Here is a 15,303-nt window from a genome sequence, read left to right as displayed (position 1 = left end):
CCGGCCTTTCTGCCATGTGGCGTTATCCGGGTCATCCACTGCGCGTGCGGTCGGCCCTTGGGTACGGTGGGAAGCCGAAGAACACTTGTGCCCGCGGGCACCGAGCACCAGCGGAAGAAGAGAGAAAATGTACATTGTCACGAACCGCATCGAGGTACCGGCCGAGCGGGCAGCAGCCTTCGAGGAACGCTTCATCGGCAACATGCGCACCAACCTTCCCAAGGTCCAAGGCCTGGCACGGGCCACGCTTGACCGCCCCGTGGACCCGGCTGCGCGGTACAAGGTGACCATGGAGTTCGAGTCGGAATCCGCTTTCGAGACCTGGCATGATTCCGAGGCCTTCCGCGCCTCCCATGCAAAACCTGCAGCCGGCAATCCGTCGGCACCAAGTGCGCAGACCCCCGGATCAGAGGCGAAAGCGAGCGGGCCGGAACACCACATCCGTATTGAAACCTTTGTGGGCGGGCGCGAGTAGGACCGGGGGAGGGGGGGGTAGCCGGAATGCAGGACTCCATGGGACAGCCCCGGTGGGAAGGCGCCGTCAACGCCAGGCTCGTGCTGGGAAAGGTCTTCCGCATGGGCCGCAGTGAGTGGCTCACGACCACCGGATGGCACCAGGCCTACGCCGATGGCGTGCGCACCGTCATCGACCTGCGCAACCCCGACGAGCGCCGCCGCAGGCACACCGACCCCGACGTCGACGAGGCGGCCAAGGCCGGAATCGCGATCATCAGCTCCCCCACCGAGGAACCTGGACACCCGGAGTTCGAACGTCTCGCGGTTCCCTACATGAATCATCCGCGGATGTACCCGGAAAACCTGGCCTTCTTCCCCGAGCGCATCGTCGAAGTGTTTCACCAGATCGCCATCTCGCAGGGCAATGTGGTGCTGCACTGCTCGGCCGGACGCGACCGCACCGGGCTGATCGTTTCGATGCTTCTCGAATTGGTGGACCGGCAGGACTTGCTCGAACCCCAGTACGAGGCCTCGCTGCGGGGGATCAATGACTGGCACAGGATCAGTTCCTACAAGCACCCCCACGAGTCCTACCTAGAGGAAGAAGACCTGATAGGTCCGCTGCGTGAGCGGTTGGACGCGTTGGAGCAATTCGTGGGATCCCTCAGCGTGGAAACCTTCCTGCGGGAAAACGGGCTCAGCCCCGCAGAACTTGACGCGGTCCGCAGAAGGCTGGTGTGAGCGAACACGACATTTCCGCCCGGGGCCCGACGTAGGCTAAGGAAATGAAAACGCTTGCGCCGTTGACACTGGCAGGTCCCTTGGTGAGCCTCGAGCCGTTGACACACGAACACCATGACGAGCTGGTGCTGGCGGTCAACGATGGCGAACCGTGGAAGCTTTGGTACACCGCTGTCCCGGCGCCTGGGCAGATGCGCGCTGAAATCGACCGACGGCTCGAGCTGCAGGAACAAGGATCGATGTTGCCCTTTGCCACCCGGCGCAAGGCGGACGGACTGCTGCTGGGGATGACGACCTACATGGACATCGACCCGGTCATGCCAAGGCTTGAAATAGGATCGACCTGGAACCGGGCTTCGGCCAGCGGCACCGGGACGAACGTCGATGCAAAGCTGTTGCTGCTGGAACACGCCTTTGACGTACTGGGTTGCCCGGCCGTCGAGTTCCGCACGCATTGGATGAACTTGCCCTCCCGCGCGGCCATTGAACGCCTCGGCGCCAAGCTTGACGGGGTGCTGCGGGCACATCGGCGGATGGCCGACGGTTCGCTGCGCGACACCTGTGTCTATTCGATCATCGCCTCGGAATGGTCACAGGTCCGATCCGGACTTGAACACCGGCTTTCGACGCACTTGGAATCGGCAGGGTTAGGCCCCGCGCACCAGCACGGCCGGCGTCCGGAGCTTCCTGGGTGCGTGGGTCAGTAGCGGTTTGATGCCCGGCGGTAGGTCCCCGAGAGACCAAGCGCATCGACGCCTGGTTCCAATAATCGCCAGCCAAGAACACTGAAAGCCCCGGGTTTGATGGCTTGAAGGCCCGGACAGTGGCTGGTGGGGGTCTTGCGCGCAGCGCAGGACCCCCACCCCTTTCCCGCTACGTTCCCGGATTCACCCGGTAACTATGCAGCTTCATCAAGTTGTGGCCGGCAGTAAGCAGTTTCCACTCATGAGCCACGCTCTGCAGCCCACGTAGCAAAAGGTGCTTGCCTTGACGGGTGTGGATTTGCCCGAAGACCGGCTCCACGATGACCTTACGCCGCGCGTAGACCTTCTTGCCGTATTTGGTTTTCAGCTTCCTGGCCATCCGCTCGCCACGGTCGCACGGGACGGGATCCTGCCCCGCGGCGAATCAGGAATCGGTGCCGAGTGCTTCAACCGCCGGGTGGAAATGAAGAACTCAGTGCCATGTTCACCTTCGAGCCCAAGGGCTTGCTCAAGATTCGCCTTCGAAAAATATCCCGTATCGGCAAGCCACTTATCGGGCATCCGCCCCAGATTCTCCATCGCTTTGTGCACCATGGGAATCAACTGCCCGTAGTCGTTCGCGCCCTGGTTCACCTCGACAGCAACAATGACCTGGTGCTGCGCATCAACGACGGCTTGCCCGTTGTAGCAATAGGAAAACGAACCATCGGCTCTCTTCATGATCCGCGCATCGGGATCGGTGAAGTTCCGATGCTCCGTAGCTTTTGGCACCGCAGCTCCCGCAGCCGTTTCCCCGGCACCAGTGACCTCATCATCACCGTCCCCGCTCTTGCGTGCCTTCGCTTCGGCCTCCATCCTGGCCAAGCCCCGCGGCTTCTGCCTCGATCGAGGCCCGAGCAACAGTCATTGCCCGGGACCGGGCTTCACGGTTGGCCAACTCCACCGGCAACTCATCGGCGCGTTTGCCCGGCCCAAAATGGGCGTCCTCGGCAGCATCCACGGTCTTCGCCTCAGCCATCAGGTCACTGATTTCCTGGGCCAAGACCTTCTGCTTCTCGGTCAGTCGGGCATAGGACATGGCCTTGTGTCTTGAGGCATTCGCCCGCACCTTGGTTCCATCCAAGGCCACTTGCCCCAACTTGACCATTCCTGCGGCCCGGCAGAGTTCCAAAGCCTGTAAGAAGACGTTCGCCAATGCGGCGAGGTGGCGTTCACGAAAAGCGTCCGATGGATCGGAAATCCGGGGCCTGCTGCGCGGCCAACCACCGGAAAGCGACTACATCGGTGCAGGCCTTCTCCAACTGTCGGGAGGAGCGAACGCCCACGCAGTACCCGTAAAGCACGATCCGCAACATCAATCGCGGCTCGTACGGCGGTTGGCCCTTCGCCATGGCATACGAAGCATAAAAGCGTGTCAGATCAAGCTCGCCATCCACCAACTCAGCAATGAAGCGCGCCAGATGATTCGTCGGCAGCCACTCATCCAAGGACGGCGGCACCAACATCACCGCATCGGGTTCGAAGGCTTTGAATCGCTTCTTCACCCCGGCGTTGAGATCGATCCGGTCATCGACCGAGACCTCGATACGCTCCACCAGAGACTCCTCAAACAAGCCATCGTGCGGCTGAGAAGAAGGAATATCCATACCCCCAATTATCCCAGTGCTGGCGTCGAATCCCGGTTAATCCTCCGGCGGTTTAAAGATTCTTAGTGTTCCGCTATCTGACTACTGACCCACGCACCTAGCAAGAACATAACGATAAGCATTGTGCTCGCGTGGTCTAAACCGAGTCGGAGGGGGCCAACATCATGGGCCTTTTATTGCTCATCATCACGCTGTTGGTGGGGCTTGTGGGTTCTCTTCTCGCGTCACCCCTCTTGGATCCAAGAGGGGTGACGCCGGAAGTCGGACTCGTCCGCTGGGTAGCCATCGCGCACGTGGTGGTCGCCGGCGGAGCAACGTTGTACAGGCTGGCTGTAGTGGAGATCGAACCGAGCGTGGGCGTGGATATGCCGGTTCGCGAGTTCCGGCCGGTGCTGCCGGAGAACGCGAGCCTTGCGGGACCCGCGGCCACGGTGATTTCCGGAGGCGTCCCCGGGCTTTCGTCGACGTCGAGGGTCCGGCGGCGGGCACCAGGCATCCTGGCAAGTCCTGGGAAGCGTGGGCGGAATGTGGAACGAGCACGACTCCGGCTGGCAGGGCCCGCCTGACATCCTGGGCGCCCCTGAAGCTGCGTATTTCGAGCTCCAGCTCTGGGCGCTCGGGGCGGGGCTCGGCCTGTTCACCGCGGCGCGGGTCTTCAAGCGTGGGCTGGAGATACAAAGCATGCAGCAGGATTGATCCGATGGGACCCGTTGACACCGATGTTCCCACCGAGATCCAACGCCACCCGGGCCAGCTGCGCACCGACCGCACCAAGATCCTTGTTGACCCCAGCGGGTTGGTGGATATCGGCGTCGCGAACCTGTCGGTGCTGAAGAACAACTGCGCAAAGGCAATCCGCTTTTGCGCGTTGCGGGCCATGTGCCACGCCATGGATTGCGAGGTCGGGGACCTGCCCAGCTATGTCCCTGCCCGGTAGCCGTACCGCTCGCACCGGGCACGGAGTGGTCCGCGGAAGCGTGGACTTATTTCTTGATATCGATGATCAGGTTGGTGATCCGAAGCGTGCACAGGCGTTGGCCGGCCTCGTTCTCGATGACAACTTGGTGGCTCGCCATGCGTCGCCCCAAGCTGATGGGGGTCGCAGTGATCGTGATCAGCCCCTCGCGGGCTCCCTTGTGGTGGGTTGCCGAGACATCGACGCCCACGGCCGACTTTCCCATGGTCGAGGCGTGCTTCACCGCCGCCCACGAGCCGACGGCCTCGCCCACGGCCAGGGAAGCCCCGCCATGCAAGAGCCCGAAGGACTGGCGGTTGCCTTCCACCGGCATTGTCGCCACGACCTTGTCGACCGACTCCTCGATGATCTTGATTCCCATCTTGAGATCGAGCTCGCCCAGGGCAATCTGCCAGACCCCGTCGATAGAGGTGTCCGATGTGGGCGCGGTGGGGCGCTGTGCGCTCATGGTTGCATATCTCCTGAAATGTCGGGGTCTTTGGAAACCCCGGGCTCGTGGTGTACTTCCCCATACTGTACTGTGGTTGCTAATACTGACCGATCGTTCAGGAAGGATTTCGTCGATGACGACAACTCCCATGGCTCCACTGGTTCCCAGCTTCGTCCAAAACTCATGGTGGACCCCCTCCGATCCGGCCGGCGGAACTTCCGTGCTGGATGCCAACACCGGTAAGCCGCTGGCCACGGTCAACAATGACGGCATGGACCTGGCCAAGGTCGTTGAGTACGGCCGCACCGTCGGCCAGCGCGAACTGGGCAAGCTCTCATTGCATGAGCGCGCACTGAAGCTCAAGGAACTGGCACAGTTCCTCAACGAACGCCGCGAGGAAATCTACGAGATCTCCTACCGCACCGGCTCCACCAAGATCGACTCGATGGTCGACATCGATGGCGGCATCGGCGTGCTCTTCACTTTTTCTTCCAAGGGCCGGCGCGAGCTTCCGAACTCCAACGTCATCCTCGACGGGCCCATGGAGGTCCTCTCACGTGACGGCTCCTTTGCCGGTGAGCACATCTACACCCGCATCCCCGGTGTCGCCGCGCAGATCAATGCCTTCAACTTCCCCGTCTGGGGCATGCTGGAGAAGTTCGCCCCCGCCTTCATCGCCGGCGTGCCCACGATCGCCAAGGCCGCCACCCCCACCGGCTACGTGGCCGAGGCCATGGTGCGACTGATGGTCGACTCCGGGATCCTTCCCGAAGGCTCCATCCAGCTGATTTCCGGCTCCGCCCGCACCTTGCTTGACGTGCTGGACTACCGGGACATGCTCTCCTTCACCGGATCGGCATCCACCGCATCGTCCCTGAAGGCCCACAAGAACGTCATTGACGGGGGAGTGCGCTTCACCTCAGAAACAGACTCGCTCAACGCAGCGATCCTGGGACCCGACGCCGTCACCGGAACCCCGGAATTCGACGCCTTCGTCAAATCCGTCGTCACAGAGATGACGGTCAAGGCCGGGCAGAAATGCACAGCCATCCGCCGCGTCATCGTTCCGGCCGCGTTGGTCCAAGACGTAGTCAAGGCAGTGGGGGAACGCATCGATTCACGCGTTGTCATTGGCGACCCGCGTGCCGAAGGTGTCACCATGGGCGCCTTGGCCTCGCTGGAGCAGCTTCGCGACGTACGCTGCGCCGTCGAGGAAATGATCGCTGCCGGCGGCGAGATCGCCTACGGCACACTGGATGCACCGGTCATCCGCACCGCCGAAGGTGAAACCAAGACCGTCGATGCAGGCGCCTTCATGTCCCCATTGGTCCTGACCTGGGATGACGTGAAGAACCAAGCCGTGCACAACCTTGAGGCCTTCGGCCCGGTGTCCTCGGTCATCGGCTACGCGGACCTGGACGAGGCCATCGAGCTGACCGCCATGGGATCGGGCTCGCTGGTTGCCACTGTCTGCACCAACGACGCAGATGCCGCCCGCACGCTGACCACGGGAATCGCATCGCACCACGGACGTGTTCACATGCTCAACCGCGAGACCGCTCGCAGCTCCACCGGCCACGGAGCCCCGGTGCCGCACCTGGTCCACGGCGGCCCCGGCCGCGCCGGTGGCGGCGAGGAACTCGGCGGCATCCGCTCGGTCTTCCACCACATGCAGCGCACCGCCATCCAGGGTTCGCCGAACATGCTCACCGCCGTTACCGGGGTCTGGCACGCCGGCGCCGACCGAGTGATTGCCGGATGCGACGAATTCGGTGCAGTCGAGGGCGCGATCCACCCCTTCCGCAAGTCGCTGGCCGAGCTACAGATCGGGGATGCCTTCGCATCGCCGCTGCGCGAGGTCACACTGGCAGAGATCACCGACTTCGCCAACGAAACCGGTGACACCTTCTACGCGCATACCGATGCTGCAGCCGCCGAAGCCAACCCGTTCTTCCCCGGCATTGTTGCCCACGGCTACCTGCTGGTCTCCTGGGCGGCGGGACTCTTCGTCCAGCCCGCACCGGGACCGGTCTTGGCCAACTACGGCCTGGAGAACCTGCGCTTCATCACCCCGGTGCCGGACGGCGACTCGATCCGTGTCACCCTTACGGCCAAGAAGATCACTCCGCGTGTCACCGACGAATACGGTGAGGTCGCGTGGGACGCGGTCATCAACAACCAGGATGGCGAAATCGTTGCCACCTACGACGTGTTGACCCTGGTGGAGAAGGAAAACACCACCTACGCCAACTGGTCCTAGGCTGGTCCTGGCATTGGCCGGTCATCCGTTTCCCCTTGGGGGGGGTGCGGGCGACCGGCCAATGCCGTTTCCGGGTTGCCGCGGTGCACCGGCAATGGTGGTTCGAATCCCTGCGGATGTGAGATGGTATCGGACAGGGGGGAAAGGTCTCGTTGGGACTCCCGGCCTTTTGGACCCTCGAGAGTGTAAAAGGAACGAGGCATTGATGAATCCACCGGCTGTCCAGGGTCCCCGGCACTGGGATGAACGCGAACAACTTGAGTTCTTCGGATCAATCGAGTTTGCAGGGATCCTTGCAGAGGCAGTTGCGTCCATGGGTCTTGCCAATGCCAAGGTGTCCGTGGCAGAGCTGCACCACCGCCCCGGGGCCGGCGTCTCGGGTGTCTTTGCGGCGAATAACGGGTCCTCCAACCTGTATCTGGGCGCCACCGCCGAAAAACTGGATATTGTTCCCGAGGGGACCGTGCGCCTGGATAGCGGCAGGGGCACCGTGGTCGTTTGGCTGCATCCAGCGGATCCGTTGCTTCCAGGGCTGCCGCTGGCCACCACCCCGGCTTTGGTGGAGGAAAACTGGGGAGGCGGCCGCGTGCTCCAGGACCTGCGTACCTTGGCCTACCGCCCCCTGCGTCGGGCGGTGATGCACGCACGGTTCACCGACGGGCACCAACTGTTCCTCAAGGTGCTGCGCCAGGATTCGCAACTGTTCCATGATAAGCACCTGGCATTGCTGGAGGCAGGCGTCCCTGCGCCGATTCCTCTTGGCCCGCCAACCAGCGGCGTGCTTGCCCTTCACCGGGCCACCGGCGAGGCGCTGGCCGAAGGCCTCATGCATGCCCCGGGCCTGCCCTTGGAACCGCAAAAAATCATCGAGCTCCTTGACTCATTGCCGCAATCACTGATGAATGTGCCCGCCCGGCCCGCATGGTCGGACAGGCTGGGCTGGTATGGGCATGCCGCCCAGACGGCAGTGCCGGACCAAACAGTGAACATCGGATCCATGCTCCAACGTTTGGCCGGCATCCTGGAAGACTCCGAGCGCGGTCAGCTGGTTCCGAGCCACGGGGATTTCTATGAGGCAAACGTCTTTTTCATGGACGGAAACATCACCGGACTGCTGGACATTGATTCGGCGGGCCCCGGATACCTGGTCGATGACTTGGCCTGTTTCTTGGGCCACCTGGCGGTATTGCCGGGCTTGGACCCCCGCTACGGGCGGGTTAACGGCTACCTCGAGATCTATGCCAAGGCCTTTGAACGAGAGCTGGCGAACCGCGATGTCCCGGGTCGCGGCCTCTATGCGCGGGCTGCATGCGTGGTCCTGTCCCTGGTGGCAGGGGCCCGAGACGAGACAAACCCCGGCTGGCACGCCGTTGCCTTGGCCCGGCTGGCCGTAGTCGAGCAACTGCTCACCCGGGCCGGTTAGCCTTCGGGACGCGGAAGCGACGGATATGGCACCGGCTGCCCAGATGAGAACTTTCTCATCGGGTTCTCCTCTTCGGCTCACATTCACCGGCCATGCTGGAAACACGGCAATGGCAGTGCAGTGATCGAAGGAGCAGGAAACGATGAAGAAGTCGCGTACGTTTTGGTCAATCACGGGTGCACTTGGAGTGATGGCCATCGGTGCAGGCATCGGGGCGGCACAGCCGATCTTCCCGAGTAACGCGCCGGTCAACCTGCACGAAGGCGTGACGCTGCCTGGGCCTTCGTCGGTGAAACGGGTCGCCGGCTCCGTCAAGATCGAAGAGAGCCCTACACAAGTGGAGATCGGTGCGCCCCAATCGGCAACCCCTGTGTCTGTGGTCGAACCCGACCGGTCTTCGGCGCCGGCTGCCCCGACTGTTTCGGCCAAGCCTGCCGTTTCCCCTGTGTCTGCTAAATCAGCGGTGTCCCCGGTATCGGCCAAGTCTGCGGTCTCCCCGGCTTCAGCGAAATCGGCTGTTTCGCCGATCTCTGCAGCGTCGGCCGTGTCTGCGTGGTCACCGCAGTCCCCGCCTTCGGCCCCCTCAGCACCCTCGGCGTTCAGCGCCGATTAGCTCTCGGTTCAGGCCCCGGCGCTGAGACCGGATCCCATCTTCAGGCCGGAGCCCGTTACATGGTTCACGTGCATTTGTTTGCAGGCCGTGCGAGAGATCAGGCAGGTTCCTCGAAGCGGTAGCCCATGCCCCTGACCGTGGTGAACCATTCGGCGCCCAGCTTGTTGCGCAGGTACCTCACATACACGTCCACGACGTTGGAGCCGGGGTCAAAATCGTACCCCCAGACCCTCGAAAGCAACTGTTCCCTGCTCAGCACGTGTCCAGGGTTGCGCATGAAGGCCTCGGCCAGGGCAAACTCCCGGGTCGATAGATCGATCTCACGGCCGGAGAGAATGGCCCGGCGGCTACCGAGGTCAAGTTCCAGGGACCCGGCCTTCAAGGTGTGGGTATCGGCTCCGTTTGCCTGGGGGCGCAGGCGTAAACGCACTCTCGCCAGAAGCTCTTCGAAGCGAAAAGGCTTGGCCATGTAGTCGTCGGCGCCACCTTCCAACCCTGCCACGGTGTCATCGATGCTGGTTCGGGCAGTCAAGATGATCACGGGGGTATCCACGTGGGAGCCTCGAATGCGTTTGAGTACATCGAACCCGTCCTCATCGGGAAGACCCAGGTCAAGGATGATGAGCTCAAAATCCTGGGCTTGGGCCAGGGACCCTCCTTCCAACCCGGTCGCGGCAACGGTCGGCTGGAAGCCCGAGGCCTTGAGCCCCTTGGCTATAAAGGAGCTGATGCGTTCCTCGTCCTCGATGATCAGGATCCGGCTAATGGTCATCTCCTCCTTCATGCAAGGGTATTTCGATGATGAACGTGGAACCGATGCCAACATCGGAGGTGACGCTGACGCGTCCGTGGTGTGCCAACGCGATGGCCGAGACGATATTCAGGCCAAGTCCGGAGCCTTCGGTCCGCTTTGAGTTGTGGCCCCTGCCGAAGCGTTCAAAAATTCTCGCCTGGTCCTCCGCGGCAATGCCGACTCCTTCGTCCCGGACCCAGAGCCGCAAACGCGGCACCTTCGCGTTGGGGTCGGCGATATTGGTGCCCAAGGTGATGGTTGTTCCCGGGACGGTGAACTTGGCTGCGTTCGAACATAGCTGCAGCATCGCCTGAGTGATCCTTTGTGGATCAAGAACGGCGGTGGCTTCACTGCGGTGGCCGATGCGCCACCTGCGCTCACCCAGGGGCCGGGCCTTGTCCAGCAGCTCATCAAGCAGCGTACCCGTATTTGTGGCAACAGGGTTGATGAAGTCGACACGGTTCGATTTCGCCAGGGTCACCAGGTCATTGATCAAGGAGGACATTCGGTCCAGCTCCGCCAAGGCGATGTCGCGCGACTGGTCCACGTCGTCGGGGTCGAGCCGATCCATGAGTTCGAGGTGTCCACGGATGATGGTCACCGGGGTCCTGAGTTCATGGCCGACATCGTCCAGGAGCTGGCGCTGGGAAACCATGGCCTTTTCCAAGCGATCGAGCATGGCGTTGACGGTGATGGTCAGTTCGGCAAGGTCATCGCGGCCAACAACCTCGATGCGCTGTGTGAGGTCCGATTCGGAAATCTGTCGAGCGGTGTCCCGGAGCAAGGTGACCGGCAGCAACAGCCTACCCACGAGCATCCAGCCCGCGACCCCGGCAACCAGCAGCACCCCGAGTCCGACCAACAGGTACATCAAGAAACCATTGTTCAAGGCCCGTTTTTCGGCGGAGTAGTCAAAAGCGAACACCAGGTGGGCCGGCGTGGTTTGCTCGCCCAAGACGACCGGTACTGAGACCGCCCGGTAGGTCCTTACGCTGGTGGTCACTGACTCGAGAATGATTTCGTGGTGCGAGGCCTTGCTGCTCGCCCAACGAACGAACTCGTCATCGTGCTCCAACCTGAGATCGACCACTTCCGGAGCCGTCCATCGGATCTTTTCGTTCACCACGCTGAGCATGCCTTCGTGATTCGACGGGAGCTTTTGTTGCATGGCCGTATAAAGGAGCACCTCTGCTGTCATGTGCTCCGGGAACAGCGCCGGATCGGTGCTGCGGCCCGCCAAGACCCGAAACTCCTCGACACTGCGCTTGAGCGAGTCATCGATCCGATTGTCCATGGTGCTTAGTTGCAATAGATACACGACCGTTCCCGTAACCATGAACGCGATGGTGATGAGCCCCAACATGCCTGCGAGCACGCGCGAGCGCACCGATGAGCCCTGTTTTGACGGTTCGGATGCCCTGGCAGTTTCCTGCATGTGTGGGCCTCTACCCGGCTTTCTAGTCATCATCATCGTCGTCCACGTCGTCCACGTCGTCCACGTCGTCCACGTCGTGATCATCGTCGTCGTCTGCCACCGAGGGGGGAAGGGGGTTGACGGGGGCGGATGTGCCAGGCACGACGCTCGGTGCCCGCGTTGCCGTCACGCTGCTAGGTGTTTGCGGTGGACTTGGAGACTTCGAATTTTCCGTGGTCGGGGAAGGCCTCGGGGATTCGTCGGGAAACGGATTCGTGGGCGAAGGACTCTGTTCGATGGTGATGCGAGGACCCAGTTTTACCGGGGGCCTGGCAGAGACTTCTTGGGCCACAACATAGACGCCGAGGGCGAGGACAACGAATACCGTTGCCCAAAAAGCGACCTGACGTCCTCTGCGTGAACCCATGTCCACTAGTATGACCCAGATAGATGAGACGCAGATGAGACCCTTCGATCACCGCTGAAGCGGCCAAGAAAACTCCGAGAGAGCGGCGGGTGCGCTGGGATCACTTGGTCGAATCATTCTCTTCCCGGGCACACCCGGAAGCTCGGTACGAGATCGAGCTGTTGTTGTGTTTCCGTTGTACCCGGCTCCGCCCAAGGGGTACCAACCGTCGTCGTCGCAAACCCACACAGGGAAGCGGGAACCGTCCACGACGAATCAGAACCGTTCATTACCAGAGTGCCAGTTAGCAGGGCCACCTAGGGTTTCGAGGGAAGAACAGGCAGCCAGGGCACAGCACTATGGTCGGTTGCCGAAAAACGAACAGTCGCCCCCGGACAAAGTTCGTGGCGACTAGCGGACCAGGTACACAGAATGGCACCGGGAAGCCGCGGCGCCCCCGGGACGTGACCCTGCGAAGCCAATCTTCGGTACTTATGCCCTGGATCCTCAGACAATGTGAAGGTTAGCGGCTAATGGTCTCCCGAGGCTGAGACTTAGGCCATCCGGTGCCAGCTTGGTCAAGAGATCATGATTCGTCGATGCACCCACGCGCTTTGAAGCACCACCGCACGGATGACCTCCACCCAGCACTGCCCGGGAACCAGATGTTGGGGAACAACCATGCCATTTTCGCTCAAGAATTCTTCGTTAGAGGGTCCGGGTACTTTCAGACGACGAGCACAGGGTCTTTGGTGACAGGCGCGGACTTTGGCTGACCTCTTTGCTACCGTTTCTGGTTTTAACGGCGGGAACAGTGACCTATGCGGGCCGCCCGCATTTGGAGCAGTTCCCCGGTCCGGCTTGAACCCCTTCTCGGGGGCAAGATCACCAAGGGGCGATGCACGCAGCTGAGCAACACGGTCCCCGCGAGCGATTCGCTGGTCGCTGATCCTCACCGTCAGGCAGTTCCAGGATGCTCCTTCTATTCCGGCCCAGTAATGGCCGTTCGTCACATGTTGCGGTCCGTCGGCAGCGCGGTGTCCGGATCCTGCGGTGTTTGGTGCGATGGGCTGCACCGGGGGCTTCCGGTGAATGTACCGAAACCCCCAAGAAGCGGTCCGGGCTGCGCCTCTGCAGTTCCACATGCTTTTCCGCTGGGCGGGGCGCAGTTCCGTGGCGAGCCCAGGGCAAACGGCGGACGTGGGTGGGTGCGACGAGTAACCATGCCCAGATGTCGGCAGTCTGAGGCAGAAGCTGCATGCGGCACCGCCGAAGAAGGAAGAACCGGCTGCCGGCATCAGCGATCCGGCGCCTATTCAACGACGGCCCGGAGATCCAACGCTAGGCGGCTTTGCCAACTGTCACTGCCTGCGCCCCGGAGCACAAAATAAGGCTGATTTCCCGTGAACTGCCCAAGCAACAGTGAGGCGGGATGAAGGCATCCTCGGGTGCCGAAACGACTTTCCGCCACAATCCGCCACCCCGAGGATCCAAACGATTCCGAGGGCTTCCTTGGACCTGTGAATCGCTTTCAAATCCAAGCCCCACAGCAGAGCGATGATTGGCTTCGCAGCTGTTCGAGGTAAGTCCGAGGTGCCGCTCAGGATGTGTGCAGGCGCGACCATGGGGTGTGGTCTCGAACGCTCGGGGTAGGGGGTTCTTGCATTCGGCACGTCATTCGCTCACGAGGGGTTTCCCCCGGTTCGATGGTTCCAGACACGAGCATGGGCTTAGCCAGGCGGTAGAAGGGAGAGAGTGCTTCTTCCTCGCATCAAGCATTGGCATCCCGCTGAACGGGACCGCCGATGGGTGGGCACGTAACCGTACGCTGTAATTGATGTGATTCGGACCATGCTGACGAGATCAGTGGCCGCTTAACGACGAACGGAGTCCACGTGGGTATCAGTGCGGATCGAGTGGTGGTGGTCACCGGGGCCAGTAGGGGAGCCGGCAAAGGCATAGCACTGGCACTGGGTGAGTCGGGGGCCAAGGTTTATGTCACGGGACGCACGCAAAGTGAAGGCGATGCGCCGTTGCCGGGCACCGTGTTCGCTACCGCCGAGGAAATCAATCTACGGGGTGGCATCGGCGTGCCGGTCATCGTCGACCACAACGATGATTCCCAGGTGCAGGCACTTTTCGAAAAGGTGCGTGAGGCTGACGGACGGCTCGATATCTTGGTGAACAACGCGTTCGCGGTGCCGGACATGCTCACGACTCCCGGCCCGTTCTGGGAGAAACCCTTGAGTATGCTCGACATGTTCAACGTGGGAGTGCGCTCGAGCTATGTCTCGAGCTACTACGCAGCTCCGCTGCTTCAGGCAAACGGTCAAGGTCTAGTGGTGAACACGTCCTCGTTCGGCGGCACGTGCTACATGCACGGTCCAGCGTACGGTGCCGTCAAAGCAGCGGTCGACAAGATGGCCCACGATATGGCAGTGGACTTCCGCCCATACGACGTCGCCGTTGTCTCAATCTGGATGGGTATCCTCAGAACTGAACGCACTCTCGCCGCGCTAGAGGAAACCCCGGGGACTTATGACGAGATGATGGCCACTGCGGAATCTCCGGAGTTCACAGGACGTGTGATTGCCGCGCTTGCACAAGACACTGATCTGATGAAACGCAGTGGCAAGGTTTTGATCGGTGCCGAGGCCGCACACGAACTCGGGATCGTCGATATCGATGGCAAGCAGCCTCCCTCCCACCGCCCATTCCTCGGGAATCCACCCACCTTTGCCGACGCCGTTATTGAGTGACACATCGTGACTTCGCGGACAGAAGCGCCGATGAGACATTTGACCCATCACCAAGCCCGGACGAACGCTCCGGAGATGCACTTCGTCGAAGAGGACGAAGAATCGCTTGGGGTTCGTACTTACGGTTTTGCGCGTGCAGGGATCAGTTGGCGACAACTGAGCAAGGCAGGCAATGGAATCATCACCTCGGCGTTAAAGGGCATGGCACAGATAACGTTTCCCGATAAGGTCTGGGATTACCGCGGTGGCCGATTCGTTGCCGACAATTGCAGTCTCCGTAACCACACACGCGACGACAGGGCGGTGCTCTCGAGCCCAGTCCTTGGCTTGGGTGCTCCATGCGATCCGGTACCCGGGCATCCGGAGAGGATGCCCGGACTGATCGGACTGCAGCTTCTCCTTTACCTCGTCCGCGAAAAGCTGCCGTCCGGGGTGGAGCAGGAAGGCGGACGCGGGCGCTCCAACCACATGTTGTTCTACACCGAGGACGCAGACCACGCGCTCGTCCACTACGTGAAGCACCTGCGCGAGAACCCCTCCACGATCTTCCACGTACTCTTCAAAATAAGTGCCTTCACTCAAGTGTTGTCCCATCCGCGCAGATCCCTCACCGCGCAGCGTTTCCAGAAGCCCGGCAGCTGCCATTGTCGCGCCTCACGGAAGGGGACTTGTAAAAGCACGT

13 protein-coding genes and 1 pseudogene are annotated in these 15,303 nt (G+C 61.7%); 9 read left to right on the top strand and 5 right to left on the bottom strand.

Annotated features, from left to right (window positions below):
- The first annotated feature begins 127 nt into the window (after positions 1-127).
- From ABEA12_RS12660 to ABEA12_RS12650, 3 genes are read left to right on the top strand one after another with little or no spacing between them, the layout of a single operon-like run.
- Positions 128-475: an antibiotic biosynthesis monooxygenase family protein gene (locus ABEA12_RS12660; protein WP_210099978.1), complete on the top strand. Its 348-nt coding sequence runs from the start codon at positions 128-130 to the stop codon at positions 473-475.
- A 38-nt stretch (positions 476-513) separates the two neighbouring features.
- Positions 514-1,197 carry a tyrosine-protein phosphatase gene (locus tag ABEA12_RS12655; protein WP_345468476.1) on the top strand — a complete coding sequence of 228 codons (684 nt, stop codon included), beginning with the start codon at positions 514-516 and terminating at the stop codon, positions 1,195-1,197.
- A 44-nt stretch (positions 1,198-1,241) separates the two neighbouring features.
- Positions 1,242-1,904, top strand: a complete 663-nt coding sequence (locus ABEA12_RS12650; RefSeq protein ID WP_210099980.1) for a GNAT family N-acetyltransferase — start codon at positions 1,242-1,244, stop codon at positions 1,902-1,904.
- Positions 1,905-2,070: 166 nt separating this feature from the next.
- Here ABEA12_RS12650 and ABEA12_RS12645 read toward each other — a convergent pair.
- Positions 2,071-3,445 (bottom strand): annotated as a pseudogene (locus ABEA12_RS12645) (IS1182 family transposase).
- Positions 3,446-4,072: 627 nt separating this feature from the next.
- Between ABEA12_RS12645 and ABEA12_RS12640 the strand changes: the two are divergent.
- Positions 4,073-4,243 carry a hypothetical protein gene (locus ABEA12_RS12640; protein ID WP_210099981.1) on the top strand — a complete coding sequence of 57 codons (171 nt, stop codon included), beginning with the start codon at positions 4,073-4,075 and terminating at the stop codon, positions 4,241-4,243.
- A 4-nt stretch (positions 4,244-4,247) separates the two neighbouring features.
- The gene (locus ABEA12_RS12635; RefSeq protein ID WP_210099982.1) at positions 4,248-4,484 is read left to right on the top strand and encodes a helix-turn-helix domain-containing protein; all 237 of its coding nucleotides are present in this window, start codon (positions 4,248-4,250) and stop codon (positions 4,482-4,484) included.
- A 46-nt stretch (positions 4,485-4,530) separates the two neighbouring features.
- Here the strand turns inward: ABEA12_RS12635 and ABEA12_RS12630 are convergent, their stop codons facing one another.
- Complete coding sequence (locus ABEA12_RS12630) at positions 4,531-4,971, bottom strand: PaaI family thioesterase (RefSeq protein ID WP_210099983.1); 441 nt, start codon at positions 4,969-4,971, stop codon at positions 4,531-4,533.
- Positions 4,972-5,086: 115 nt separating this feature from the next.
- Here ABEA12_RS12630 and paaZ point away from each other — a divergent pair, with 115 nt between their 5' ends.
- From paaZ to ABEA12_RS12615, 3 genes are all read left to right on the top strand, one after another.
- Positions 5,087-7,213, top strand: a complete 2,127-nt coding sequence (gene paaZ, locus ABEA12_RS12625; RefSeq protein ID WP_210099984.1) for a phenylacetic acid degradation bifunctional protein PaaZ — start codon at positions 5,087-5,089, stop codon at positions 7,211-7,213.
- Between the two features lie 205 nt (positions 7,214-7,418).
- Complete coding sequence (locus ABEA12_RS12620; protein ID WP_210099985.1) at positions 7,419-8,636, top strand: phosphotransferase; 1,218 nt, start codon at positions 7,419-7,421, stop codon at positions 8,634-8,636.
- Between the two features lie 142 nt (positions 8,637-8,778).
- Positions 8,779-9,249 (top strand): hypothetical protein, encoded by a 471-nt coding sequence (locus ABEA12_RS12615; RefSeq protein ID WP_210099986.1) that lies wholly within the window; start codon positions 8,779-8,781, stop codon positions 9,247-9,249.
- 97 nt (positions 9,250-9,346) lie between these two features.
- Here ABEA12_RS12615 and ABEA12_RS12610 read toward each other — a convergent pair whose 3' ends face one another.
- Both ABEA12_RS12610 and ABEA12_RS12605 read right to left on the bottom strand, forming a co-directional pair.
- The gene (locus tag ABEA12_RS12610; RefSeq protein WP_210102468.1) at positions 9,347-10,015 is read right to left on the bottom strand and encodes a response regulator transcription factor; all 669 of its coding nucleotides are present in this window, start codon (positions 10,013-10,015) and stop codon (positions 9,347-9,349) included.
- On the bottom strand, positions 10,011-11,477 hold the full coding sequence (locus ABEA12_RS12605) for a sensor histidine kinase (protein WP_345468469.1): 1,467 nt from the start codon (positions 11,475-11,477) through the stop codon (positions 10,011-10,013). The genes ABEA12_RS12610 and ABEA12_RS12605 overlap by 5 nt, the downstream gene beginning before the upstream one ends.
- A gap of 2,280 nt (positions 11,478-13,757) precedes the next feature.
- On the opposite strand from ABEA12_RS12605, the gene ABEA12_RS12600 reads away from it, so the two are divergent.
- Positions 13,758-14,621 carry an SDR family NAD(P)-dependent oxidoreductase gene (locus ABEA12_RS12600; RefSeq protein WP_345468466.1) on the top strand — a complete coding sequence of 288 codons (864 nt, stop codon included), beginning with the start codon at positions 13,758-13,760 and terminating at the stop codon, positions 14,619-14,621.
- Positions 14,622-14,813: 192 nt separating this feature from the next.
- On the opposite strand, the gene ABEA12_RS12595 is transcribed toward ABEA12_RS12600, so the two are convergent.
- Complete coding sequence (locus tag ABEA12_RS12595; protein ID WP_210099987.1) at positions 14,814-15,266, bottom strand: hypothetical protein; 453 nt, start codon at positions 15,264-15,266, stop codon at positions 14,814-14,816.
- Positions 15,267-15,303: the final 37 nt, after the last annotated feature.

Origin of the sequence: Paeniglutamicibacter antarcticus (assembly GCF_039544305.1) — a bacterium.
Lineage (GTDB): Bacteria > Actinomycetota > Actinomycetes > Actinomycetales > Micrococcaceae > Paeniglutamicibacter > Paeniglutamicibacter antarcticus_C.
Note: the sequence above shows the minus strand (reverse complement) of the source record. Positions and strands in the feature narration are given on the sequence as shown.